Source organism: Mesorhizobium sp. B2-6-4 (assembly GCF_006441495.1).
GTDB lineage: Bacteria > Pseudomonadota > Alphaproteobacteria > Rhizobiales > Rhizobiaceae > Mesorhizobium.
Map to the genome: position 1 here is coordinate 87,354 of NZ_VFUE01000011.1, position 25,994 is coordinate 113,347.

At 59.4% G+C, this 25,994-nt stretch carries 21 protein-coding genes; 7 read left to right on the forward strand and 14 right to left on the reverse strand.

What is annotated here, in order from left to right:
* The first annotated feature begins 444 nt into the window (after window positions 1–444).
* From FJ426_RS16735 to FJ426_RS16750, 4 genes are all read left to right on the forward strand, one after another.
* Complete coding sequence (locus FJ426_RS16735) at window positions 445–1,431, forward strand: aminotransferase (protein WP_140825363.1); 987 nt, start codon at window positions 445–447, stop codon at window positions 1,429–1,431.
* Window positions 1,424–5,044, forward strand: coding sequence for a DEAD/DEAH box helicase (locus FJ426_RS16740; RefSeq protein WP_210242332.1), 3,621 nt, complete (start codon window positions 1,424–1,426; stop codon window positions 5,042–5,044). The genes FJ426_RS16735 and FJ426_RS16740 overlap by 8 nt, the downstream gene beginning before the upstream one ends.
* Before the next feature lie 206 nt (window positions 5,045–5,250).
* The gene (locus tag FJ426_RS16745; protein WP_140825365.1) at window positions 5,251–5,544 is read left to right on the forward strand and encodes a hypothetical protein; all 294 of its coding nucleotides are present in this window, start codon (window positions 5,251–5,253) and stop codon (window positions 5,542–5,544) included.
* Complete coding sequence (locus FJ426_RS16750; RefSeq protein WP_140825366.1) at window positions 5,534–6,433, forward strand: nucleotide-binding protein; 900 nt, start codon at window positions 5,534–5,536, stop codon at window positions 6,431–6,433. The genes FJ426_RS16745 and FJ426_RS16750 overlap by 11 nt, the downstream gene beginning before the upstream one ends.
* A 3-nt stretch (window positions 6,434–6,436) precedes the next feature.
* On the opposite strand, the gene FJ426_RS16755 is transcribed toward FJ426_RS16750, so the two are convergent.
* From FJ426_RS16755 to FJ426_RS16775, 5 genes are all read right to left on the reverse strand, one after another.
* Complete coding sequence (locus FJ426_RS16755) at window positions 6,437–7,165, reverse strand: hypothetical protein (RefSeq protein WP_181176956.1); 729 nt, start codon at window positions 7,163–7,165, stop codon at window positions 6,437–6,439.
* Between the two features lie 205 nt (window positions 7,166–7,370).
* Window positions 7,371–7,916 (reverse strand): His-Xaa-Ser repeat protein HxsA, encoded by a 546-nt coding sequence (gene hxsA / locus FJ426_RS16760; RefSeq protein WP_140825368.1) that lies wholly within the window; start codon window positions 7,914–7,916, stop codon window positions 7,371–7,373.
* Window positions 7,913–9,010: a His-Xaa-Ser system radical SAM maturase HxsC gene (gene hxsC, locus FJ426_RS16765; protein WP_140825369.1), complete on the reverse strand. Its 1,098-nt coding sequence runs from the start codon at window positions 9,008–9,010 to the stop codon at window positions 7,913–7,915. Before hxsC ends, hxsA begins: the two co-directional genes overlap by 4 nt.
* Complete coding sequence (gene hxsB, locus FJ426_RS16770) at window positions 9,007–10,416, reverse strand: His-Xaa-Ser system radical SAM maturase HxsB (RefSeq protein ID WP_140825370.1); 1,410 nt, start codon at window positions 10,414–10,416, stop codon at window positions 9,007–9,009. The genes hxsC and hxsB overlap by 4 nt, the downstream gene beginning before the upstream one ends.
* Window positions 10,413–10,679 (reverse strand): hypothetical protein, encoded by a 267-nt coding sequence (locus FJ426_RS16775; RefSeq protein ID WP_140825371.1) that lies wholly within the window; start codon window positions 10,677–10,679, stop codon window positions 10,413–10,415. Before FJ426_RS16775 ends, hxsB begins: the two co-directional genes overlap by 4 nt.
* Before the next feature lie 757 nt (window positions 10,680–11,436).
* On the opposite strand from FJ426_RS16775, the gene FJ426_RS16780 reads away from it, so the two are divergent.
* Complete coding sequence (locus FJ426_RS16780) at window positions 11,437–14,325, forward strand: peptidoglycan-binding domain-containing protein (RefSeq protein WP_140825372.1); 2,889 nt, start codon at window positions 11,437–11,439, stop codon at window positions 14,323–14,325.
* 123 nt (window positions 14,326–14,448) lie between these two features.
* Here FJ426_RS16780 and FJ426_RS16785 read toward each other — a convergent pair whose 3' ends face one another.
* The 4 genes from FJ426_RS16785 to FJ426_RS16800 form a co-directional block, all read right to left on the reverse strand.
* Entirely contained in the window at window positions 14,449–15,144 is a 696-nt protein-coding gene (locus FJ426_RS16785; protein ID WP_140825373.1) for an SMC-Scp complex subunit ScpB, read from the reverse strand.
* A gap of 2 nt (window positions 15,145–15,146) precedes the next feature.
* The gene (locus FJ426_RS16790) at window positions 15,147–16,100 is read right to left on the reverse strand and encodes a DUF1403 family protein (RefSeq protein WP_140825374.1); all 954 of its coding nucleotides are present in this window, start codon (window positions 16,098–16,100) and stop codon (window positions 15,147–15,149) included.
* 246 nt (window positions 16,101–16,346) lie between these two features.
* A complete protein-coding gene (locus FJ426_RS16795; RefSeq protein WP_140825375.1) occupies window positions 16,347–16,940 on the reverse strand; it encodes a type II toxin-antitoxin system VapC family toxin in 594 nt (197 codons plus the stop codon).
* Complete coding sequence (locus FJ426_RS16800; protein ID WP_140825376.1) at window positions 16,930–17,226, reverse strand: hypothetical protein; 297 nt, start codon at window positions 17,224–17,226, stop codon at window positions 16,930–16,932. The genes FJ426_RS16795 and FJ426_RS16800 overlap by 11 nt, the downstream gene beginning before the upstream one ends.
* 250 nt (window positions 17,227–17,476) lie before the next feature.
* Between FJ426_RS16800 and FJ426_RS16805 the strand changes: the two genes are divergently transcribed.
* Window positions 17,477–18,604: a site-specific integrase gene (locus tag FJ426_RS16805; protein WP_140825377.1), complete on the forward strand. Its 1,128-nt coding sequence runs from the start codon at window positions 17,477–17,479 to the stop codon at window positions 18,602–18,604.
* Between the two features lie 45 nt (window positions 18,605–18,649).
* Here the strand turns inward: FJ426_RS16805 and FJ426_RS16810 are convergent, their stop codons facing one another.
* From FJ426_RS16810 to repA, 5 genes are all read right to left on the reverse strand, one after another.
* Window positions 18,650–19,168: an RES family NAD+ phosphorylase gene (locus tag FJ426_RS16810; RefSeq protein ID WP_140825378.1), complete on the reverse strand. Its 519-nt coding sequence runs from the start codon at window positions 19,166–19,168 to the stop codon at window positions 18,650–18,652.
* Window positions 19,165–19,500 carry an MbcA/ParS/Xre antitoxin family protein gene (locus FJ426_RS16815; RefSeq protein WP_181176968.1) on the reverse strand — a complete coding sequence of 112 codons (336 nt, stop codon included), beginning with the start codon at window positions 19,498–19,500 and terminating at the stop codon, window positions 19,165–19,167. Before FJ426_RS16815 ends, FJ426_RS16810 begins: the two co-directional genes overlap by 4 nt.
* Window positions 19,501–19,887: 387 nt before the next feature.
* A complete protein-coding gene (repC, locus tag FJ426_RS16820; RefSeq protein ID WP_140825380.1) occupies window positions 19,888–21,093 on the reverse strand; it encodes a plasmid replication protein RepC in 1,206 nt (401 codons plus the stop codon).
* Between the two features lie 155 nt (window positions 21,094–21,248).
* Window positions 21,249–22,214 carry a plasmid partitioning protein RepB gene (repB, locus tag FJ426_RS16825; protein ID WP_140825381.1) on the reverse strand — a complete coding sequence of 322 codons (966 nt, stop codon included), beginning with the start codon at window positions 22,212–22,214 and terminating at the stop codon, window positions 21,249–21,251.
* A gap of 77 nt (window positions 22,215–22,291) precedes the next feature.
* Window positions 22,292–23,494, reverse strand: a complete 1,203-nt coding sequence (gene repA / locus FJ426_RS16830; protein ID WP_140825382.1) for a plasmid partitioning protein RepA — start codon at window positions 23,492–23,494, stop codon at window positions 22,292–22,294.
* Between the two features lie 1,304 nt (window positions 23,495–24,798).
* Here repA and FJ426_RS16835 point away from each other — a divergent pair.
* A complete protein-coding gene (locus tag FJ426_RS16835; RefSeq protein WP_140825383.1) occupies window positions 24,799–25,989 on the forward strand; it encodes an amino acid ABC transporter substrate-binding protein in 1,191 nt (396 codons plus the stop codon).
* Window positions 25,990–25,994 lie beyond the last annotated feature (5 nt).

Here is a 25,994-nt window from a genome sequence, read left to right on the forward strand (position 1 = left end):
CTGCCTGTCACGGCTTGAGAAGTTGAGGAGCGAGGCAAATACGGCTGATCAGGAAGCAGGCTAACTTCGCCATCGCACCAATTCCACACTGCCATTTTATGCGACTTTCGAAGTACGAACCGTGAACAGGCCTCAGTGACCATGATCCCTGTGGCAGCTTCGCGCCGCAATCAGCCATAGAGGGCCGGTGGTTCTTTATCCTGAAAGCTGACTCACTGCTTAACCCGCAGAATTCAGTCCGGCTTGGATCTTACCTCGGACGGCTGATTTGAAGAAGCAGAAGCGCTGAGGCTGCGGGCCGATGGCGTCATATGTTACGAACCGCCATCAAGCTTGACTACGCCTTCAGTGCCCCTAGCATTCAAGGGCCTGCAGCCAGTTCAGTAATCTTTATGTTCTATGTGTAGATATAGCCTGATTCAATAATATCGAGCAGTACTGAACATGCACACGGCTAACCCGCCACAGGAGTTGCTCGACGAGTGGTTGGAACCATTTGATTCCGTTCAGGGACAATACGGTCACCTCCTTCTCGAACAGCTGATCCCTTCCGATGACCGCGTCCGCGCGGGCCTTACACCGTATTTTGAATCAGCCCACCTGGATGCACGCACGCGGTTCCATGATTTTGCGAGAATAAGCCTACACCCCGATGACGGTGAACCGGGATGTAACGCGCAGTATCCAAACGCGCTCCCACCCATTTCGAGACGCGGGCTTTTTGGCGAAGTCGTCTCTGGTCTGTTCACCCAGGCGTACAAATATGTCGGTGAACATGAATGGCTCGTGCCGGTCTTTTTGTTTCGTAATCATGAAGATGCGCGTAACTACCTGTTCCAGCTCGTTCGGATTCCCGAACGTGAGCGCGAGGTACAGGGCCGCAGAGGTGACGACTTTATCGCCATTTGCGCTGACGCCCACGGGAAGGTGACAAGGTTCATCGCTGGCGAAGCGAAGTGGCGTGCCAATTGGACGCCTTCTGAGCGTGATAAAGTGATGTTGGGTGAACCTGTCATCGACCCGGCTACCAAAAAAAGCCTTCGCGATGCTGACGGCAAACTCGTTCGCGACGGACGTGGTGTCTGGTTTGAAATCAACCGCGCTCTCCCAGTGCCAGCCGGTGTACGGCAGCTTCAGGAGATACTCGAGGAATGTGCCAAAGAGGAGTTCGAGAACGTAATTGAATCGCTGGACCGCATTCTCCTCCCCGCCGACCCCGATCCGTCTGAGCGGACCGACCTTATTCTTCTCGCAGGTGGCACGGGCCCATGGAGGCAGCGGAATTTTACACTCCTGCAATGGGAGCAAACCCCGCCTGAGTACACGGCTGGTCGTGACCTGCAGGTTGTAGAACTGATGCTCAGTGATGGCGATAAGCTGATCGATGCCATCTATGACCAGCTCTGGGCAGGCGGTGATGACGATGAGTGACGTTGCGCGTATCGAACTGGCCCAGACCGTACGCGCATCCCTCGCTGAGGATCAGGTCCTGACGCCGGCGCAAGCGCGTTCATTTGTGCGCGCAATTCAGACCAGTTGGCAGGTCAATACGTTGGAATGGGGAGTGCGGGAGTCTGACGACACACTTTCTCAGGCCATCCGGCTGATCCACGCCGCCAGGATTCTGGATAGGCTCGACGGCGGAAGCCATGTTGAGGCGACGTTAGCCTACCGACGTGCAGGAGAATTGTTTGAGTGGCTTTCTCGGTCAAACGATGAGCTCAGAAAAACACTGCCGCTGGCTCTTTTTGCTGCTGGATCTTATCAGCTCGGCGGCCTGCCTGCGATGGCAACGGGACTGCTCCGCCAGACTGCCTATGCTGACACCGGACTCCAGCTGTTTGCAGCCTTTCTTGGCGCCAGCTTCGACGAAGTGCTTGAGAAGTGCACCGCATTTTGGACTTCCAACCCGCAACTGACAGCCCGTAATGCGGGCGCCACGTATTTCGGCAGTGCCGCGTTTGAGGATATGTCGTGGTTGGCAACTGTTGAGCTCGTCAGATGCCTCGGTCTTGCATCTCACTCGCTTCGCAAGGGAAATGATGAACGCTTCGAGGCCGCGCTGGAGCACATTCGACGCGTGGAGAAATTTCTCGTTCGGGCGGCACCTGACGACATCGCAATTCTGGCATTCTTCCTGCGATCGGCCTTTGAGCGTTTCGGCAAGGCATCGGTTTACACCTCGATGCGGCGGCTTGGGGCCCTGCAACCAGCCAATAGTAGTTACCTGGAGAGGTTTGCGCGGAAACAATTCGAACGTGGACGAGGCCTTCTGTGGTCCTCGCAGCAGCAGGGCTTAGACCGACTTCTCCATGAGTCATCCTTCGCTCTATGCACTCCCACAGGCTCAGGGAAGACGATGATCGCCAACATGGCTATCGTCAAAGAGCTGCTCTTGCTGGCCCAGAATGCTGCACTCGCTCCGCTAGCACTCTACCTCGTTCCGTCCCGCGCGCTCGCTGGCGAAGTGGAAGCCAAGCTCACATCAGAGCTTGGACGTGAGTTCGTGGTCACCGGGCTCTATGGCGGCGCCGACTGGGGTATCACCGACGCTTGGCTTACAACGGACTTGCCCACCGTGCTGATCGCGACAGTTGAAAAAGCCGACGCACTGCTCCGCTATGTTGGGCCGATGCTGCTTGCACGGCTTCGCCTGCTAATTGTGGACGAAGCTCATCAGGTCGTCGTCGAGGGCAGCCCGCGTGATCGGGAAAGCCTTGCACAGCATAGCAGCCGGGCACTACGGCTCGAAAACCTCGTGTCAAAAATCATCGCCCGGAAGCCGGATATTGTTCGGATTGCTCTGACGGCAGTAGCGGGCGGAGCAGCAAATCCTGTGGCTCGGTGGATTCAGTCCACCGACGATGCCGAGCCCGTTGGCAGTTACTATCGCAGCACACGGCAGGCCATTGGCGTTTTTGAGGTGCGTTCTAACAATCGTAGCCCCCGCATCACGCTTGACCTTCTGAACGACAGGCTACTTGCCGTTCGCGGGCGTGACGAAAGTGTTTTCATTTCGCTGCGCATCCCCCCAATGCCGCAAGCTCCGCCGCGCATCCGCAACAGCCTCAATCACAACACGCAGAATGCACTTCTTTGGAACGCACTTCATCTGACTGATCGACGGATCCTGATTTCCATCCCTCAGAAGCCCGAAGATACAATCCGTTGGTTCGCAGATGCGCTATCGCTTGAGGAATGGGCGGATGCGCCACGATTTGTTCCGCCGCAGGACGGCGAACACGCGTCGCTGTTTGCCGAAGCTCGCGTGGTGTGTATGGATTATTGCGGCGCAAACTCTCATGAAGTGATGCTCCTCGACCACGGGATCGCAACAAACCATGGTCAGATGCCTCAGCGCCTCCGCCGCATGATGGTCGCCCTTGTCGAACGCTCAATCTGCCGGATTACCGTTGCAACAGCCACGCTCACGGAAGGCGTGAACCTGCCATTCGATATCATCTTTCTCCCCCTGCTGAAGCGTACCCGCTTCATAGGACGACCGCGCCCACGCCAGGAGGAGATTCCTCTGTCCACTTCCGAGTTTCGCAACCTTGCAGGCAGAGCTGGACGCCCCGGAGCCGCCAACAGCATGGAGGGGATGACACTGGTAGCCATCCCAGTTGGTATATCCACAACCGCGGCTGGGCAGAGGCGCACCCAGAATAGTCAGATGAATGATCGCCGTCGCGAGTACGACACCTTAGTTGACAGGCTTACAGAAGAGGCTGCGGGTGGTGGCGAACACAATAGTTCGCTCGCGCTGCTCCTTCGCACTCTGTACGACGAAGCTTCACGGCTGGAAGGTATCGGCGACGAGGATGATTTCCTTAGATGGATGGAGCAGACCGCGCCAATTGACATATCCGAGGATGCCGGCACTGCACACGAGTCAGGACATGCCCGCCTCGCCGATACACTCGATGAACTCGATGGGGTCATCGTTTCTGCCATCGAAGAAGTGCGCGCCGTTGACGATGCTGCCGATCCTGGTGGCGATCAGGCTGAAGCTATACTTGCCGAAATATGGCAGCGGACCTTCGCACGCGTATCCAGCGACTTGGAAGCGTGGATGGAAAGGGCCTTCATAAAGCGCGGCCGCGGAGTCGTTGAAAATGTATATCCTGATGCTGTCGAGCGGAGAAAACTCTACAGCTACGGCTTCACACCACAGATTGGCCGCCGGTTTGATATGGTGGCGGGCACATTGCTAGAACTGCTTGAAGATGCGGATGCCTACGGCAACCTTCCGGACAACGAGCGCATCGCAATATTCATGGGTCTTGGCCGGGAAGTTGCTGGAGATGCCGGCTATGGCTATCTGGTGCGCGACACCGATACCTCCCGCAATCTGTTCGACAACTGGCCGAACGTCCTCGGCTGGTGGATGAACGCCGCCGGCGCCGCCGCACCTGAACCTGACGATCTACGTGCCTGGCAGACCTTTGTAGCCGACAACTTTGAGTTTCGCCTCGGCATAGCCGTTGGCGCAGTCGTTGCACGTCGCTGGACTGAGCGATCAACGGACCCGTTTGCGCCACCAACCCTCGCCACGTGGAAGGACGTGACGGAACTTCCGTGGTTCGCCTTCTGGGCAAAGGAGCTACTCCGCTGGGGCACGCTTGAGCCACTTGTTGCTTTCGTGCTTTCCCAAGGGATGGCCAGATCGCGAGCTGAAGCCAAGCTGCTAAGGCCGGCCTTCGTCGAATGGCTATATCAGCAGCAGGACCTAGCACAGGCCGATGACGAGGATCTCATCGATCCAAACCACTTCATGGCATGGGCTCGAAGCCGTCGATCCTCGCCTGCCGCAAATGGCCCTCCAGCTCGGGTTGACGTTAATCTAACTGGCACCTCGGGCAATCGCGGTTCTTATGCTGTCTTGCCCGTTTTGCGCGAGGACCGCGTATTGTGGCTTGATGCCTCCGGATATGAAATTGCGCAGAGTGACAATCCCGATGGCTTCGTCGAGGCCAATCCGCACCGCAACGACTACGAACTCACCACCGACGGCGTGACCTCACGGGTGCGCAGAGCGTTCTGAATCAAATTGCCGTTTGACCGCGGGCCACCTGTTATTTGATCTAGCAACAGGTTCTGCCCATTGACGAATCGTTAGCGCTGGCGGCCTTCTCTACATTTCCTCGATAGTGCCTTTACATGGCAGCACTCAACGATGAGCTTTTCGCCACAAAGTCAAACGAAAACTGGTGCTTCCGGCTTAGACACCTTCGGGAACGAGGAGAGAACATGGTATTGAAGATCGAGGGACTAGACAGGTTGAACAGGACCTTTTCGGAGGCGCAAAAGGCCCTCGTCGAGATTGACGGAGAGATTGGAATCGTCACCTTCAACCCTGAGGACCCCGCCAGCATCGAGGCTGCGATTCAGGACGTCGAGAGAATGATCGACGAGAGGCTCGGCCCCTATGCCTCTAATCTCATTGTAGGCCCACTGATAGATGGCATGAAGGGAGAGTATCGAAAGGGAATCCTCGACAAAGCGGCAGCTGCTCGGCTGGAAGGCGACACAGATGGCGAATGACCTTTTCTCGCAGATTAATAACGCGATTCTCGATCTCCAGGCATCCGAATACCAGACCTATGACCGCCCCCTGAAAACTCTGGCGCGACTGTTGCAGCATCCGGATTTGGCAGCAGCCAACAAATCGCTAACAGACGGCCTCGATCTCGATGCCTTTCTCGAAAGCCAGGAACGCGGCGGCGGGATCGTTGGAAGTGACAGGTTGGAATGGCCCGACGATCCCAATCGGGCGCTGGGGCTGACTTTCCTGCTGATCCTCAGGTTTGCTGAAAATCCCGATTTTATAGTCGAGCTCGGCCATACCTATTTCGATTCCGGCAGCAAGTTGATGGCTGGAGTCAACGCCATCACGCGCCAACTCGTCATTCCGTTCGCTCGCGATTATAAAAGCTACGTGATCAGCTGCGGGGACAATTCTCCTAGGCTTGTCACCACGGAATCGAACAAGGTCTTCATCGTTCATGGGCACGATGAAGGCGCCCTTCACGGGCTTGCCCGTTTCTTGGAGAAACTTGGCCTGGAAGCGATTGTCCTCAAAGAACAGCCTAACCAAGGCCGGACAATCATCGAGAAATACGAGGACTACGCCAAGGAGGTGGGTTTCGCCGTCGTTCTTCTAACACCTGATGATCTGGCTTCCTCAGCCTCCGAGACAGACCAGAACAAAAGGGCGCGCCAGAATGTCATTTTCGAACTCGGTTATTTTGCAGGCCGGCTTGGCCGGGGACGGGTATGCCTTCTCCGCAAAGGCGATGTCGAAATGCCGTCGGATCTCTTCGGCGTCATCTATACTGAGATGGACTCCACGGAAGGCTGGAAGACTAAGCTCGTCCTTGAATTGAAGGCCGCCAAGCTCACTTTTGATGCAAACCGCATGTGGGCAGCGTAGCCGTCAAATATCGGCAATCATCTTAGCGATCGGGTCATAGCCACGGTATCCGTCGATCGAATTCCAGCCCGCAAAGATCTCGTACACGAATCCACACAGAGGCTTCGATTCATCGTACCCGGGGGCTGACCGGCGGAGAGATAGCAGTATCAAATCGAGCCGCTTGAAGAAGTCGAATAGGTCTTGATCGTCCATGGTGTAGTTGTGCAGCACGAATTCGATCTGTTTTGCCAGCATTTCCAGGGATAGAAGAATCCGCTGAAATTCCGGTGTATTGTCGCTCATCTGATTCTCGAATGCGTAGAAGCCTTCATCGGCCTCCAATCCTCCATCGAAAGCCTCTCGGAATCCCTTTGGCGTCATCAATCGCTCGAAAGTCTCCATATCCGGTTGAAGGTCGCATCTTCCGCCCTTTCTGCTGGCGAAGACCACCGCATAGAGCATGTCCTTTTTGATGCTGCGGTACATCTGGGAGAGGTTGTCCTTGATGATACGGCGTTTGCGCTGATCCGGAACATAGACCACCAGCCAATAAAAGAAGAATGAGACGAGACCGCCAGTGAGGACACTTACCGTTAGACCATATGTGTCACCCCACCACTGCGGTGCCGGCATCCAGAAGAACCGAAGGACAAGAACGGCGGCAAGCAGAGCCACGTTGAGCACCAGCCACGACGTCGTCCTGGTCGCCGCCCTTCCAAATTTCGCACGTAATTCTTCGCTCTTGGCCATCATCCCAGTGCTTATCTGTTGTGGGGCGATCTCCGCCGTGGCCCAGCTAAGTTGCTGTATCACGCAGGCATTCAAGCTTCGCTCGGAGCAACCATCTAAAGAGGGCAGCGCCCAACCATCTATTACCTTCCTGTCGGTTTCGCATCTGCCCCACACGGCTCCCGGCCCTGGATCCTACAGAGTGGCCCCTGCCGCGTGTGGGGAGCTAGCGCGCTTCAATCCTCAGCGCAGTCAGCGTCTCCGGCGTGATCGTCCCGGTGACCTTCAGCGAGTAGTCCGCCTGCATGCGTAGCAGCCCAGCCCTCAATTCAGGATTCATCTCGCCGTCTATCTCCCCACTGTAGTAGCCGAACGCGAGCAAGGCGAACTGGACCTCCTGAACGATTTCCTTGAATTTGTAGGCGTTGCCAGGAAGCGTTTTCAGAGGCGCCGGCGTTGGAGCGATCGCGGGCGCCTGGTAGGTCGGTGCGGGTGTTGAAGGGGCGCTATACAACGGGGCTGGGTCGCTCGACGTGGGCGGGATGTAGGAATAGCCGCCCGTCGACGACCGATGGCTCGAGTGCGAGCTATGGCTGCTGTGACTGCTATGTCCGGCCAGCGTATACACGTGATCGAGCTTAAATATATCGAAGAGAGATTTCGTCTTTCCGACATCTCCGTCCAAGGTTGACTTGGTCGGCAGCGCCTGCGCATTGGCTGGCAAGAATCCCGCGGCAAGCAGCGACGGTATGGCGAAAAGCCGCTTCTTCATTGGATAGCCCCCAAATTGCCGTATCCGTGGTTAGCCGGATGCCACTCGAAAAATCCCCCGCACTCAGCCTTCAACTTGCATCCACCGCATTCGCCGCGGTAGGCGCGTTTCCAGTCGGAGATCGTGGCGGGCGCCAGATGGCGGTATCCTTCCGGCACAGTGCAGAGAGGGAAATTATAGAGCCAGGCATCTATCCCGCGGCTCCTCACGAGATCGAGGGAACGGCCGACGACGTCGAAGCCCTCCGAACTGTCATAGAAGAGCGTCTTCCAGTTCATACGGCCGAAGCCGATGTTCTCCATCTGCATGATTGCCCATGTCCGGATGAATGGCAGAGTAGAGGCAATGAACCTTGCCAGTTGAGGCAGCCCACAAGCATTCGGACGCATTAGCACGGTGCGGAGCTCTACCTGGGCACCCAGGCGGCACATGAGCGCGAGGTTCTCCAACAGCCGCTCGTGCGCGCCGGCCTTCCCGACGATCTCGTCGTGAACAGCGGCATCGCGGGAATAGAGCGGGATACCCCAGACCACCCTTCCTCGATCGATACGTCTTATCGCCTCGCAATCATCCAGATCGAAATTCTGGCCGTTGGTCAGGACGTGGAAGGATAGGTCAGCGCGATTGTCCAGAATCCTCCCTAGGAACTCGAAGAGCTGTGTTTTGAAAAGCGTCGGTTCGCCGCCGGAAATACCGATCGTCGTGCCTTCTGGAGCCAGCAATGCCGCCGTCTCGAAATAGGGGAACAGGTCGATATGATGCTTTTTGGGCGGCTGCGAGCACATCAGGCAAACCTGGTCGCATCGCTCCGTCACCAGTAAGGTGTTGTGGTGCGACGAACTGCGGATAAGGCGGTCCGCGGTTCCGCGCCGCGGGTTCACGAGCAGCACATCTCCATCGACCTTGGAAGGATCGATGCCAAGGATTCGTATCGGACCGCGCTCGCCGACATAGTGGGCGCCTTCCGGGCCGACGCGCTCCAGCGCTACGTCGAAAGGATTCAGGTGTTCGCGGGCCTCGGCCTCAAACGAGCGAAGCCGGACCACGAAAGGCTGGTCAGCGTTTGCCTCCACCTTGATGCGCAGGGGTATCATCGGTGTATCGGCGCCATGCTGTCGTCCCAGCCGCCCAAGCCGAGCCAAGCTGCCAGCGAGGCACGGGCAGGCTCGTCCTTGCGGTAGAGGACCTCGAACACCTTGTCGAACAGCGACAAATGCCGGCCGCAAAACCATGTGTCCGGCCGCGGGACATCGATTCGGCCATACCGGGAAATGTCGTCGATCAGGTCAGTGCCGCAGAACGGCTGGTAGGCGCAGTGGATGCAATCCGGATCGAAGTGGTTGAATGCACCGGAATTGAGAATGTCGACCTTTGCCCGGTCGATTCCTGTCCCGACATCGCCAATGCTGAGATCGATATCGCCGATCCTGGACAGCATCCGGGCTTCATCGGTCGGATAGAAGCGGCCGTCGTGATCTATGACGATATAGTCGGAGGCGAAGAAGGTCGGGTTCCGAATGTCGACGTGGCTGTCGGCACCGAAGCGGAGCGCACGCTTCAGGCACTGGCTGAAATAGTACTCTTCCATGAAGCGCCCGGTCCGATGGTTGCGGGCGATGAGACGGTCGATGAATTCGGCATGGAGACGATTCCACCGTGCGAGGACATTGTCGCCCTGCTGGATCTTTCTGGCGAATCCTTGGTGGTTTATCGGGCGTAGGTAGACGGACCTGATTCCATAGCGCTCGTAGTTGTCCAACAGCGCGTCGAAATCCGGCGGGTTGGCGACATCCACTGTGGGCAGGGCCGAGATCTTCCCTTCCGGATAGCGGGAAACGGCTGCCTCGAGATTTCGAAAGAAGACATCGGTGAATGCACTGCCGTGGGTCCGCTGACGCTCATGAGTTGCCCGGTCTCCGTCAAGCGACGTACTGATGAGTGTGTCATCGGCGTTCAGGAAGGCCCATGCACGCTCGTCCAGTGCCTGCAGGTTCGTGCAGACGACGAATTGAGACCGGAGAAACTTTCCGCGGCAGAAGTCCCGAACGGCCTCCAGGAGATCGACCCGAAGCAAGGGCTCGCCACCCTGGAACTCGATCTTAATATCCGGACCGTCCAAGCGGTCGAGGAACGAAAGGGTATAGGCCAGGGTCTCGTGCGACCAGTCGAACCCGCGAGCTTTCTCGGCAACCCGGGAGACCTGGCAATAACCGCAAGCAAGATTGCACCTAAGCGTCGGCACGAGGATGACGTAGTTCATTCTCGTCGGCCTCGCCTGCCGCCGCGCCCACCTGTAGGCGAACGATGTCCACCGAAGGTCGAACTCCCGACCGAAGCCGTGATTTCCCTCCCTGAGGAACGTTCCGTCGACGGGAGTCAGGCTATCGGCGGCGTACCGATCCAGGAAGCCGTGGCTCGACTTGAAGAATCCGCCTGCATCATCGGCGAACAATACCGATCCGTCCGACATCTCGCGGAATTTCAGCGGCCAGACGTTCATCGGCTTGTGACCGCGGCGACGAGCGCCTGGCGCATGGGCAGAGTTTCGGCGTAGATCTTCTCACGGTAGACAGCGTGCAAAACATATTTGCGAAACCGCTCTTCGGTGAGGTCGCTCGAACCGCGTATTGATATCCCGCCGTCGCGCCAGGCGAACCGGCACGCAGGGTAAAGTGCCTGAAGGCGAAGCATCGCCGAATCGACGTGCTTTTCAAATTGTGGCGAAACATCCACCACGAAATCTAGTTCAACAGCGTTAGGCAATTTTTGTCGTATCCCGCCCTACCTGATAATGCGCGGGTCGGAATAAACAATCAACGCCATATTTGACAAAGCGCTTTCAGAATCGGGTCCTGCTTGTGACGTATTTCTCACTGTCGGCTCGAGGCCATACTTGCAAGGTCCGCTAAATACTTCACGCGGTAGCGTTCCAAAGGAGGACGCCATAATGAGCTACCTGATGCTCCGCATCTCGATCGCGCTCGCCCTGTTTCTGATGGCTGATGGCGTTGCGTTCGCCAGCAAGATCATCGGCAACGGTTAATAGCATGAGGCGCAGGCGCGGCATGCCAGCCGCGTTTCCTGCGCCTTAAGTCCATCTACCCTGTCCACGATAGTATTTTGGCGGCGATCGAACCTATCCGGCATTTTAGCCGGGGGAGCTTCGCCGACGCTCGAGAAGAACAGGAAGATGGGCAGCACCATCGTGATGCCGGCGGCGGCGATGGTGCCGACGATGTCGGTTATCATGATCAGCACGACCAGCTTGATGCCGCCGGTGCTGTTGGTCGCGGCGGTGCCGCCGGTCTGACTGGACGATCATCATCGTGATGGGGAGGATCGACGCGTGGCGTCGCTGCGGCTATTCATCCCCTCGGACCTCAACGCGAGACCGACCTCCACCTTTAGCGCCCGATACTTGCCATCACCCGGTAAGCATAAAAGCTCAAAGCGCTGCCGCCTTCTTGCTTAGCCCCTAGGATTGGTGAATATGGCTGCTGGGGTTGTGTAGGGGATTACCATGCGTCGCGTGTGCAGTGTGGGCGTTGCTGCGTTGTTGGCCGCTGTTTCTTTGCCAGCTATGGGCTCGGCATCATCGCTTTCCGATTTTATCCAGATAATCCAGAACGGGCAGCAAATGACGCGGCCGATGGCTTTCAGGCCTCCGCAGTCGAACGCATTTTGGCTCATTGTATCGAGCAGGCCGACCGAAGGAGAGGCCATCGCTCTTGCGCAATCCTACGCGCCGACACTGGGGCCGACACTTGTCATTCACAGCCGGAACGGCGTGTTTGCTGTCGCGGCGGGGACGCTTTACCAAGACAAGGCAAAGGCGAACCTGACCGCGCTCAAGGGCCTTCATATCATCCCTCAAGATTCGTTTCTCTCGCGAGGGGACGGTTTGGATGGATTGGTCTGGATGTCTTACCAGAGCGGAGCCTCTTTCGACTTCGCGACCCAGCCCAACTATCTGAGGGTCGTCCAAAGGCTCCAGGCGGCGATGTCCAAGCTTGGCTTGTATTCCGGCCCTGTGGACGGCCTGATCGGACCGACGACCGTTAAGGCCTTTAGGGCATATATCGCGCGTTTCGACCTGCAGCCGGGCGAACTTCTCACGGACTACAGCCTGGCCGAGATCGAACGTAACGCCGGCGACGGGTTCCGCAGCGACCAGGAGCGAAACGCAGCCCGGGCTCTCGGCTATTCGGACGCGCAGAGCTTCAACGATGGAAGGGCCGGCGGCTTCACCTCGGCTAGCGCATTCGCGGAGGCGAAGAGTATGGGCTTCATGACGCAGCGCGACTACGATGCCGCCGCGTCAGGTGGCTTTCGCAACCGCGATGAATACCAAAGTGCCCAGACAGGCGGATTCACGGCAGCCAATGACTATCGGGCGGCCCTCCAGCTTGGCATTCAAACCGGGGCGGAGTTGGTCGCTTATCGCTCGTCGGGGTTTTCCGATCCCGCCGCGTATCGCGACGCCAAGCAGAAGGGCTTTCCCGACAAGGCCTCCTACGACAAGTCGGAGGCCCGGAAGCTGAAAGCCGCGAGAGCCGCCGCAACGGCGCTGCTCTCGGATGCCGAAACCTTCCTGAAGTTAAACCCTGAGACTTCGAACCTCGTTGAGATCGCTGGCCAGGCAGCCGCGCTGAACGCGCAAGTTCGAACAGATTCCACCGATTCCCTGAACAGTTCGGCGCTCCGGCTGAGCAATCTCCTCATGGCATTGCCGGGATATTCCGAGTTTTCGGCGTCGATGGACAAGGAGCGTGCCGAGGCAATCCAAAAGCAGAAGGCTGAAATCTTCGCCGAGCTTCAGGCCGACCGTCGGGCGCTCAAAAATTGGATGAGCAGCCATCTGACGTCGGCCAAGCTTCCCGAAATCGTTCAGGAGGTGAAGGAGCTCGACGAGATTTCCGACACGAACGACCTGGACACGCTGGCCGACGCACGAGAAGGGGTGCGGGCGATGATCGCCCGGCAGGCCCTGGCGGGTGAACTAGATACAGGCAGGGCCGCCGACGGCCAGTCGGGAAACAGCGCCGGCCAGCAGAGCAACAGCGCGACTTATGCAGTCACCGAACTGAACAAGGCGCTCCTCCGCGGCCCGCTAGAAGACGTAGTCGTCCTCTACAACGCAGGTCCGAAGGCGCCCTCCCTTCTGCGCACGATATCCGGCCAGTTCTCCCTGACGAAGAACCAGGCGTGGATCTGCCTGTTCGGCCCAGAGAGGACATCTGCCTTGGACAAGGCCCTTCTCGGGGCCATCGACCCGCTGGGAGGCAAGGCAATAAACGTCAGGTCGGACTGCGAGGCGAACGATCTTGAAGGCGCCGATCTCTTCCTCGTCCAGCGGAAGGCATTCCTGGAAGCCCCGCCAACGCTTCAGGCGGCCTACCTCGAAGCGATGGAAGCCAAGACGATCCGCGTGTTCGATCCTGTCCGCTTTGAAGACATCAAGGCCCGAATGGATTCAGACCAGACGCTGGCCTTGAAGATCGCTCAGGAGGTCTCGTCAGGACTGCTCGAGGGATATGGTGGCATCCTGCTGACGAGCTCGTCCGACCGGGTCTGCAGCGTCGTCGACGGCAATGCTGCAGTGCACGAAGCGACCATTGGCAAGATAGCTGATTTCGCAGGCATGTCGGGAAGCACCGTCTCATATCCGTCGACCGACAAAGCCTACGAGGACGTACGGCACGAAAAGTGCCGAGTGCTCTACACGTCGGCCGCCAACCTGAAGGCCACCTCTGAAGCGCTCGCACGCGACGGCGTACAGTTTGCCTTCGCCCCGGTGTGGCTCGACAAAAGCGAAGCCGCCAGTGGCGCGGCTAAACTGGATGCCGCCAAGCAGGAAGCAATCAAAGCTGCGGAGGCCAAGCGCGTGGCCGTCGACGAGGAGAAGAAGATCGCTGCCCAGCGCGAGGCGGATGAGAAGAATTCCAAATCGGCCCGCCAATTGGATCTGCGCCAGAAAAACGGACCAGCCGCGACCGCACTGCTCAACCTGTTCTCGGATGGCCTGAAGAGGACCGTTCTGGGTACGACAGACAAGCCCAACACCTCCTCCGGGATCAATATGGAAACACTGTTCCCTGATTTCGCAAAGTGGAACGCAGGCCTTTCACAAGACAACTGGAAGGCTACGGACGTGATCTCCGAGGTGCAGGACTACGGCGCCGTCAACTGGAAAGGTCGCAACCTGGACGGCATCGTTGTCAAGGCGACGGTGAAGATGGCGAGCGCAGAGCGTGGTCAGTACAAGGACGAGTGCTTTCTGTTCGGCGCAGTGGTCGACAAGGAATTCCAGATGGTTCGCGACCCGTATGAATCCAAATGCAATGAAACCCAGACTTCCGCCCAGTGGGCTGCCGGTCACGAGCTCAAGAGCCTTTGGGTTGCCAATTGACTGCCGGCGACGAGGCAACAAAACGAGTTCGGAAACCTGCAAATCTCACTCAGACCGTCGAGGACTGGCTCCCCTCTATAGCGCGCTGAAATAGCTCCGAGGCGTCAGCGCCCCTGGAGGTCCTCACCGCCCTTCTTGCCCAACCTGTCCCTCATCCCCATCGGAAAAGTCGGGCATGATGTCGCCGGCCAGCAGCTTCTCCTTCGACAGCAGCCCGGCGTCCTCGAGCGCCTCGAAATCCGGCAGCTGGCGCAGCGTGTCGAGCCCGAACTGCGACAGGAAAGTCTTCGTCGTCACATAGGTGTAGGGCGCCCCCGGCTGCGGGCTGCGCGGCCCCGAGGCGATCAGCTCCTGCGCGCGCAGCACGCCGATCAGGTCGCGCGACACCTCCTTGCCGAAAAAACTCGACAGCTCGCCACGTGTGATCGGCTGGAAATAGGCAATGCACATCAAAACCAGCGCCTCCGCCTGCGACAGTTCTTTTGCCCCCTCGCCCGCCGCCGTGCCGAAGGCGGCGCGGATGGCGTCGCCAAAAATTTTCCTGGTCCGGTGCTGCCAGCCGCCGGCGACCGCGACCAGCTCGTAGGGGCGGCCGGCGAGCTCGGCGCGGATGTCGTCGATGATCAGCTCGACATTGCAATTCCTTCCCACCACCCGCGCGAGGACTGTGCGTGGCACGGGTTCATTTGCCGCGAAGATCACCGCTTCGACGCGGCCCATCCATTCGCGCCAGCGCAGCTCCGGCGGCAGGTGCTCCAGCTCGGTATCCAGCAAAGCCGGCTGAACGTTTGGCTTGCGGCGGGCAGATGCTTCGCTCATCTCTAAAGCCCGAACAGCCGAAAAGTGGTGCGGCCAGAAAGCTCGCGCACGGCATCCAGCTGTTGCAGCCGCTCGAACAGGCGTCGCGCCGCAAAGCGCGACAGGCTTTTGGTCGTTAGCGATCCGGAGACGGCGTCGTCGTCGAGCAGTCTTTGGATCATCTCGCCGGCGCCCTTGGCGCGCAATTTTGGTGCGACGGCCAGGAGTCTTTCAGCACGACGCGACAACTCGGCGGCCAGCCGGCAGGCATCGGCAGCCGCTCGAACCAGCGCAATGCAGACCGCACGCTCGAAATTTTTTTCGCCCGGCCGGATCCGCTTGCCGCCGGCCTCGCCGCGAAAAGCCGGACCAAAGGTCTGGGCCATCAGCAGCGGCAGCGGCCGCGGCCAGCGCAGGCTTTGCGCCAGCACCAGGTCGGCCAGCCACCAGGCCAAAAGCTCGCAGTCAGGGCGCATGGCGACGACGTTTGCGGCGATCGCCGCGGCGGCGAACGGCGCCGGCCGCTGGGATTCTGCTAGGGTATCGACCTCCACGCAAAGCGTGGCCAGCGCCGCGCCATCCCAGTGGAGTCCGAGCATCTCGACGATCTTGGCCAAACGATCGGCGGTGGCAACGGGCGGCTGCACGGAAAACTGCCGCCAGGCGCCAAAGATAGCGCCGGCGGGACCGGGGTCGGCGCCGGGCGGGCGCAGGTGCCAGGCATCGCGCAGGGCGGCCTCGTCCTCGGCGCGGCCGGCGAGCCGCATGCTGGCGGCGGCGCATTTGAGCGCCAGCCGCTGCCGCCAGGCGCCGGCCCAGCTCGGTTGCGCGCGGGCCAGACCGTCGAGCGCGGCCAGGGCGGCGCCGGCCTGGAAGGCGGCGTCGGCGTCGCTCGGCGCGCTGGCGCTTGTGATCGCCCACGCCGGGACGGAGGGCGGCGCAGAGGAGCTGGCGGTCGCGGGATCGAGGCGAATCATGGTTTTCGAGGGTAAAGTGCCCGTGCGCTTTGCGCCATCATTCTCGCCCCAAAACGCACAGCCTGTCGGCATATCAAAACGAGCGATAATGTTGCATTATCGTTCATTCATGCGCCAGGAGGACAAATGGCCGTTTTCGTCGAGCAGAAGCCCAAATTCACGCCCAGCGACCCTCCGGACCGTCCCACAGCGCGACGGTCTTTCCTGGAACGGCAACGATAGCGCTGGTGCATCCCACTGACGCTTTTAAGCCTGCGGGCGCAAACCTGGCGCTGCCCGGTAGAAGATCACCCGCACCGACGGAACAAGCTGGCTGAGGTAATCGAAATCGCCAACATTGCCGGTCAGGACCGTCGCCCCGAGCATACCGGCCTGGTCAAAGATCAGCGCATCGTTGAGGAAGCGGCGTTCATGCCCCTCCCCTTTTGGTAGATGGCTCAGCCGGAATAACAGGCCGGCCAGCATGCCGGCGCGTCCCCAAGCGGCGGCGTCGGGTGCATGCAGCTGGTGCGCCGGAACATCCTCGATCGTATCCGCAACGGCTCCCAGGACCGACTTTGTCGTCGGGTGCGCCGGATCGAGCCGGCCGAACACATGGCTGAGCTCGGCAAGGCAGACGGCCGAGTGGTGACAGAGCCGATAGGTCAGGAGGTTATCGACCGCTTCGGGCGTGCGTCCCTGCAGGACATCCAGATAGACGCTGGTGTCGAGGAGCAATACTCCGCCGACAGGCGGCTGGTCACCTGCCCAGGACAGGGCGGAATCCGGTCGCCGTTCCAGCCCAGCGCTGCGCCGCTGCGGTTTTAGGGACCGCAGTGCGCTCCCTAGATCAAACGCCAAGATCGATGTCAGCGGAGATGCTGCCCTTGCGGCCGACGAGCCGGGCGCCAAAATCATCCTCGAGGGCCAGCCGCGACAAGGCGAGCTCAAGCAGTTCGGTGTCGGAGGTCACATGGGCGCGCTTCTTTGCCGCCTCGATCAGTTCCGACGGCACCCTGCCGGAAAGGCGTGTGTTCTTGGCCGCGCCAAGCAGGCCGACCGCCCTCGCCTGCTCAAGCACCAGACGGTTGCGGGTATGGGCGATCCGCTCCTCGCTTGCGGCTGTCGCTGCGCCACGTATGGTCATCTTGGGATCTCCATCTGTTGAACGGAATATAAAGGATGTTGAACATGAAAACAAGGAGAGACCACCCTTGAGAGGCCATCCCTGGATCGGACAGGCCCGTTGCGCTCCCGCTGATGCGATACCAAGACCGGAACGGACGCAATTCCCGCAGCTATTCCGTCACACAGCTCCCGGTGGACAATTCCGGACTTTGGCCGCACCTTGGCTCGCAAGAATCGCATTGCTGCGACATTAGAATGGACGAGGCTGGATGGGCAAAGCCCGTAATTTGATGGTGTCAACAGACGCAATCGACGCCGATGACCTGCCGGACATTGTCGACGTCGTCATGGAGATGGGGCGGCCGGATGAAGGCCCCTCCCTTCCCCCGTCGGTCCCTGACCCGCGACAGACATCGTTGCCTACTCATCTCGAAAAGCTCGCCGACCGTGCGCGCGATTATGTCGAGGCAGCAAGTTCGGCGAACACCCGTCGCGCCTACGCAGCCGACTGGAAGCATTTTTGCGCCTGGTGCCGGCGCCAGTCTTTCGATCCATCGCGGCCGGACCCGCAGACCGTCGGCCTCTACATCACCGCCCAGGCTTCGGGATCGGAGCGGGACAAAAAGTCGGTGTCAACGATCGAACGCCGCCTGTCGTCCCTGACCTGGAACTATGCGCAACGCGGCCAACCGCTCGACCGGAAGGACCGGCATATCGCCACGGTGCTCGCCGGCATCCGCAACAAACACGCCTCCCCTCCCCGACAAAAGGAGGCCGTCCTGCGCGACGATCTTGTCGCCATGCTGGAAACGCTCGATCGTGGCACGCTGCGCGGCCTGCGCGACCGCGCCATGCTGCTCTTGGGTTTCGCCGGCGGCCTGCGGCGCTCCGAGATCGTGGCTTTGGACGTCGGCCGCGACCAGACTGAGGACGGCCGCGGCTGGATCGAGATCCTCGACAAGGGCATGCTGGTTTCGCTTCGCGGCAAGACCGGCTGGCGGGAGGTGGAAGTCGGGCGCGGGTCGTCCGATGCCACCTGCCCGGTTGTCGCGGTGCAGACCTGGCTCAAGCTCGCCCGTATCGCGCACGGTCCCCTCTTCAGGCGCGTCACCGGGCAGGGCAAGGCGGTCGGCGCCGATCGGCTCAACGATCAGGAGGTCGCGCGCCTGGTCAAGCGCACTGCGCTGGCGGCCGGCGTGCGCAGCGATCTGTCGGAAGGTGAACGAGCAAAGCTCTTTGCCGGACATTCGCTACGCGCTGGCCTCGCCTCCTCGGCCGAAGTCGATGAGCGCTATGTGCAAAAGCAGCTCGGCCATGCCTCGGCTGAAATGACTCGCCGCTATCAGCGCCGACGCGATCGCTTCCGTGTCAACCTCACCAAGGCGAGCGGACTGTAGGCCGGGCTCGCCCCCTCCCCTGCCCTTCGGATGCGGAAAAGTGCGTTATCGCCAGGATAGCTGGTCCTTCGGCAACCGGCCGCTTGGGTCGAATACGGTTACCTTGTGCGGCAGACCCGGACCCCAGTCCCAAAGGACCAGGTTACGATCCTCCATCTCGGCGCTCGGCGCGAAACTTGGGACCACAATGCCGGCAATACTCCGAGACCGCAGCCGGTCGTAGATGGACCAGGACGTTGGGCGCTCTCCGTCGCTAAGCGCCGTCGCCCAGGCGCAGGCCATGTCCTTGAGCGCGATAGAAAATTCTCCCCTCGCCTCGTCCGTTGTCAAATCCACGATGTCTTCGCAGTCGATCTCATAGGAACACAGCACGCAAGGATCGATCCGGTGCGCGAACCCCTGGTTGGCTTCCTTGACCGCTGTCATGATGGTCAGCGCCAAATAGAGCGTCGGCACGCCTTTGGGATTAAATCGCGCACCTCTGATCGCCGCCCCTTCGCCGGAAGTCGGCTTGAATGCCCAACGTGGATCGTGTGCCAGGTAGCAGGTTCCAACGAACCTCAAGCGAAACCACCGACGGCCATGTGATCGAGATAATCACGGACCGCTGCGGCCTTGCCATCCTTCACCAGCGCCTCAGCGGTGCGTCCGCCAAATGCTGGAAGCGGCTGAGCTCGATACCAAGCCATCGCCTGCTCCTTGCCGCCCGCCCAGTCCGTCACGCGACTGATGATCTCAAGCATTTCCCGCAGACGCCCCTGTGTCTTTGCCGCAGCGCTGCGCTCTGAGCGATAAAGGGTCTCGCGCGCAAGACCGGCGGTCTGGGCCAACTGCCCCTTGGACATGCCAAAACCGTCCGCAACCTGCTCGATCGCAATCTTCCCGTTCCGGTCCATAAAGGACAAGATGAGAGGTCCAGTCTGCTCGAGGATCTTGAGTACATGGGCCACAGAATTCGTCCTACCATATTGAGAGTCATATTTCTTGTGCAAAAGATATGGCAGTTCTCGGCAGCTTTCAAGCCCGGGCTGCTGCCACCGCCCTAGTACACACGCGGATAGAGCCGACCGCGATTATGTCGAGGTCGTGAGTTCGGCAAACACCCGTCGCGCCTATGCCGCCAGCTGGAAGCATTTTTGAGCCCGGTGGCTTCAGGATCGTAACGTTTGTCTGGTCGTGCGATGACATGCAGGGGGCAAGGTCTCACACGACAAAGTCGGCTAAGCATCTACAGGCAGAGCGGTCGTTTGGTCGAGCGCCCGCACAAATTGTGGCGCCCGTCATCATCCGGTCATTCTTGCTGCTGCCCCATTGGCCTTCAGAGCTGCCATGAGCATCGGTCCTACCGAAAACTCTCCCGCCCTCGCCTTGTCGGTCAGCACACGCAGGTAGCCGCCGGCCGAGTTGATATGCTGCGCCCTTTGCAGAATACAGGCGATCACGATCGCGGCAACCTCCTGGCCCATCACATGGCAAGCCTCCTCATAAGCTGAGGGCGAAACGCCAAGGTATCCCCGCACCTGGGCGGCGGTCATCATCAAGTCGCGCCAGTTTTCGATCCCGTTGACGGCATAGTCCGCAATTTCGGGACAAGCCCGCAGGACCAGTCCAATCGGGTAGCCTCTCGGCTTCTCAGCCGGAGGAGATGCTGGCTCGGCCGCCGCCCTGCTTTTTTCGAAAGCCGGTTCAAATACAAAAGTAGAGTCTGTGTTTGAATCAGATTGCTGCCGCTCATTATGGGATTCATTGGCGCTAGGATTCGTGGAATTCATAAAGCTTTCCAACATCCTATCCACTTCATCGTGGAGCTCGGCCAGATCTACAACGATCCTCTCCAGATCGGACAGGCCGGCCCGGCGCGGAATTGACTCCACGATAGCCCTAAACCGTCTCCAGACCGCTCCCCAGTCGCCAGCGGCGCCCTCCTCGATCGCGGCCTCGACAAGCTTTTGAATATCGCGGCGATGGAGCGTGATCCGCTCGCGCATCAACTTGAGAGCCAGAGCGTCGGACCGGACCTGCTCCGCCGCTCGCTGGAATTCCGCTGCCCGTGTCAGCAGCGGCGCCAGCGAGAACCCGAATGCCTCCGCAATGGTCCCGCCATGCCCTTTGCGAGCAAACCTTTTGCCGTTCGGACTGTCGCGGCGCACAATCAGCCCGCAACTCACCAGCTCAGCCAGATTCCTCCGAAGCGTGGACTCGGCCATGCCGTGTGCGCGCAGCGACAACTGTGCGTTCGACGGAAAAACCATCAAGCCGTTTTCTTCACTGACCTGGTCATCCGGGTAGAAGGACAACAGCCCGTTCAGCACTGCCAGGGCGCGGTCACCCACGCCGATGATGGACTTACCTTCACAAAGCCAACGGTAGACTTGCCATTTTTCGACAGCAGATCCTTGCGGGATCTCCCGTGATGCCGCATTCGCCTGCACCAGCGCAAGCGTCATCGGCCGCCGCCCAAAGGGCGTCGTCGCGTACCCACTCTCCATTTCCCTCACCTTTCAATCAGGCAAAAGAAATCTGCTCGCCGAAACGGCGCCACGACTCTTGACAGTGATTCGGGGAAATGCGATTCTCAGCTTGCTACAGACGTGAGAAGGGCTTCCGCGACGGTGACGTTCGGGGGCCTTTTTCTTTTGCGGTCCTAGTCTCCTGTTTTCTTCGCCATTTCCGACTCCCGAAACGCCTCGAAAAGCTCATCGAGTTTGCCGGCAATGAATGCGCCGAAGGGCGATGCTTCCTTAGACTTAAAAGCAAGCGTGAACGCTTTTCCCGTGTCGGTGATCTTGGCTTGAACGGATTTGTCCTGGGGCATCCAGGCCCGCTCCTTGGGCTTCGCTGCTGCGCGCGGGCGCTTTTCCGAGGCGCTCATAAGGTCGAACAGACGGGCAAAGCGGGCGTCACTGCCTTGCTGCGCGAAATCGGCGAGGCTCACGCACTCCATGGCCTTCGCCGCGGCACCAGGATGTTCCATAAGCTTGGCTAGCTGCCACCAACGGTCTCGGCCAACGCCCTTGGCAGCCCCTACCGCCAAAATGACCTGCTCTGGAATGGTGCTGGTCACGGAGCGCATCTTGGAGAAGGTCGTATCGTCGAGCGCAAGGGCCGACTTCACCGTATCAGGCGAATGGCCCCGCTTGAGGATGCGGTCCGCAAAAAGCGTCCGCTCGATGAAGGACAGATCAGCTCTGGCGGCGTTCTCCTGGCCTTGGGCGATGACATGGTCCCTATCGTCCATCTTCTTGACGACGGCGCGCACAGGCCTTTCCAACTGCCGGGCAACCCTGACGCGCCTGTGGCCAAAGACCGTTTGAAAGCGTCCCGAAATCTCAGGGTGGGGCCTGACCAGCACAGGAGAATCCTGCCCTCGTTCCCGAATTGCCGCCAGCAGCTCCTGAAACGCTTCATCGTCATCGTCGATACGGTCCGAGACGAATGAGGTGTCGACCAAATCCGGATCGAGATCGACGACTGAGCCCTTCGAGAGCTCCTGGAACGACTGTATGATCGAGCGCGATGCACCACGAACGGCGTAGCTTGAGACGTCCTGGGCATCGGCGATTGCCGCTGCGGGACCCATGACACTTCCGAAAATGTCCTTGCGTGCCATTCAATCGCTCCGATTCGCGGTTAATGGTCTGATTTTACGGCAAAAATTGCCACTATTTACTGCCGTAAACCGCGTCGTCATGTCCGTCCCCAAGCGCGGTGAATAAGTGTCGTGATCTCCGCATTCACGGCGTCCAGCGATTCAAGGGCCCGGTCATACGTTGAGCGGGTAAAAGACGACTTCTCCACTTCGTAGAGCGTCTGTTTCGTCAGCCCCGCATCCGAGATTGCTGTCGACTTGAGCATCGGATTTTCGAGGATCTGGCCAGCAAGCATGGACTGCATGAAGCCGACCATCTGGGCTTGCGGAATGTCTGTCGGTTCGTACCGCGTGATCAGATAGCGGAACCAATCGAGCTCGATCGCCGCGCCGGCGGCTTTGATGGTCTTCAAGATGCCGCCGAGCATCAAAAGGAACTGGCTCATCGACATGAGGTCGAGCATTTGGGGATGAACGGTGATCAGAACAGACGTCGCCGCCGACATGGCCGTTAGAGTCAGATAGCCAAGTTGCGGAGGACAATCGACGACGACCACGTCATAGCGGTCGTCCACCTCGGACAAGGCGTTTGCAATTCTGACGAAGAACTGCCGGCCGGCAGCGGACGATTTGTCCTGCATAGCGAGCGGCGTGTCATACTCGTACTCTTGCAGCTCGAGATTGGCCGGAATGATATCCAGGCCAGGAAAATTCGTCGGCACGATCACATCGGAGATCGGCCGGCGCTCGTCATCGTAACGGATCGCCTCATAGAGCGAGAGGTTGCGGTCGAGCTCCGGTTGAAATCCATGCAGAGCGGACAGCGAGGCTTGCGGGTCGAGATCGATCGCAAGGACCCGGTGACCTGTCAGAGCCAAGTGCTGGGCGAGGTGGGCGGCAGTCGTTGTCTTGCCGCTGCCACCTTTGAAATTGACGACCGCAACGACCTGGAGCTTGTCGCCGGGCTTGCGGTGCGGGACATACTTCTTGACTTCGGTCCTGCCATGCTGGTCCAGAAAATGGCGAAGTTCGAGTATCTGCGCGGCCGTGTAGGAGCGGCGCCCGGAAGGCATCTGTTCCGGCAAAGGGCCCTTGCGCTCAAGGTGAAGCCGCTTCAGATTGTTTTGCGATACACCGAGATAGTGGGCGACTTCTGCCATGGAAAATGAACGCAGCGTCTTGGTCGCGTTGGGTGGAAATTTCTCCATGCGCAGCTGATTGAGGCGTCGCGATATCTCAGCACCCTGCTCGAGAATTTTGTCATCGAACTCGAAGCGTGGTAGCCGCATGGCGATATTCATTCTTGTCGAAACCTGAATTGGCGCTTTTTGCGAAGAAACTATTCAACAAGCGCCATTAAGCTCCGATTCGGACAGGCCGGCAAGAAGTTTTAGGTTAACAGAAGGTTAACGTCACCGGCAGGCCTCCTTACTGCCGAATAGCGAAATCGTCGCCATGGCGGCTGCTTGTCGTTCGACCCCAGAACTCTGCCGGTCAGCGGCTAACTGCATGTTTTCTCTGCCACAAAGAGCAACTTTTACGGCAGTAAAGACCGCGCCGGTCAACCGGCTAGGGTGGCAAAAGCGGACCGGTCCCGGTTGGGCGGCTCCAACCCGCCCAGCGCTAATGGGTGCCATCCGCCAAGCGCTGCTCAAACCGCACAACGGCGCTTCTTGCTGGCATAGACGCGCCTGCGGCCCAAATGCGATCGATCCACCGGGAATCCACTTTGACGTGTCGTAAAGCGCTTCTGTCGGAAATCGACCCACCTGAGATCATTGGCAGCTCACATTGCAGCGATGCTGGCGGGGCAGGGCGGCTGCCCCTTGCGAAGCGTTCCGGCGTGCGGCGAGCATGCAAGTGCAATACCCGGGCAGATGCAGGCACAACTGGCTGTGCGTATACACCGTTAAGTTTGGATCGCCGCAAGCAGCCGCGGACGCGGTTTGGCGCTCGCCCGCGAGAACAGCTGATGTCGGAAAGGGCAGGGGGCAGAACGCTATCTTCTGGCCGACGCCGACAAAATCGCCGGCAACAAGTCCGCATTGGCGTTTCTCGTTGCTGGCACGGGACCTCGCTTTGACAGCTGACCCATAACGGTTTCGAGTGGCTGTGGAAGCCTGCTCACCAGCCAGGCAATCCGCCGCTCATTCGCGAGACGATCCAAGGCAAATTGCCACCGTTCATCGAGTCGCTCTTGCCGGAGGGCGGCTCGCTCACATTGCGTCAGCGAAACCGCGACGTCCTCACAAAGCGCTGTATGTCCAAAAACTCAAGGATCGTGCGGAGCTTGCCGGGCTTCGCGCCGACATACGGTAGGGCGAGCTCGTGGCCTTCTCGAGCGACGCTGTTCACCGGCCGCTATGCAGGGCCGGCGAGGAGGTCTCGCTGGTCAGTACGGCCCCACAAGGTCGGATTATCATGTCGCACAGTTCACGTTCGAATGCGAATAGCGCGCCGACGCCCTTGCCGTGAACCGATGAAGCGCCAATTTCAGGCTTTGGCCAACGATGTTTGCCAGTGGCTTGAGGCGCGTCGTACGGCGCCTTGCCCAAGGCAAAACACGATGGGAGGAGCTTATAAAATGTTCAATCGAACTCTCTACATGGCTGGCATGCTGCTGGCTGGGACGGCTTTCGCGCTGTCGTCGGCCGTGGCATCGGCGGACGATATCGTGCTGGGCGCCTCCATACAGTTGACCGGCCCCTCCGCGAATACCGGCCGCTACTACAAGGATGCCTACCAATTCGCGATCGACAAGATCAATGCGGCGGGGGGCGTGAATGTGGGCGGTGAAAAGCGCAAGTTGGCGCTGAAGATATACGACAACCAGTCGGATGTGAATCTGAGCGTACGGCAGTACACGCAGCTGGTCTCGCAAGACAAGGTCGCCCTGCTGCTTGGACCGTTCGCATCGAATTTCGCCCTGGCCGATTCGGCTATTTCGGAGAAGTACCAGATACCGATGGTTCAGGGCGGCGGTGCGTCCGATCAGATTTTCTCGCGTAAATTCAAATACATCTTTGGTACCTTGGCACCAGCGAGCAACTATTTCGGCTCAACGGTGAAGATGTTGAAAGAGCTTGACCCAATGCCGAACTCCGTAGCACTTCTCTATGCGGATGATTCGTTCGACGTTTCTGTTGCCAAGGGCACACGGTCGTTGTTGAAGGATTCGGGCCTAACCATCGTCATGGACGAGAAGTACAGTTCCAACGCCAGCGACTTCAACTCGCTGCTCTCGCAAATCAAGAGCAAGGGCGCAGAGGCGGTGCTGGTCGCCGGTCACGAGACCGAAATTCTCAATTTCGTTCGTCAGGCAAAAAGCCTTGCCGTGGCACCAAAACTCTATTCCTTCACTGTCGGTGTGCCGAGCGAGGATTTCCGCAAGGCGCTCGGTGCCGACGCTGAATATGCATTTGGAATGACCGCGTGGCTGCCGTCGGCCGAGCTCAAGGACAAATGGTTCGGCGATGCGGCCAGTTTCGCCAAGGAATACAAGGCGAAATATAATTATGATCCCGACTACCACGCCGCCTCCGGGGCAGCCGACGTCGAAGCATTAGCCCAGGCGATCGAGGATGCGGGCGGCACCGATCCGGCCAAGGTTCGAGACGCGATCGCCAAGCTCAACCTGGACAGCCTCTACGGCAAGATCGCGTTCGCCGATAACGGCCAGATCGACCTGCCGCAAACCGTAATCCAGGTCCAGGGCGGAGCGGTCGCGGCAATCTACGGCGCAAGCGGATTCATCACCAAGCCGAAATACCCGATGCCGGCCTGGGACAAACGCTGATCGCC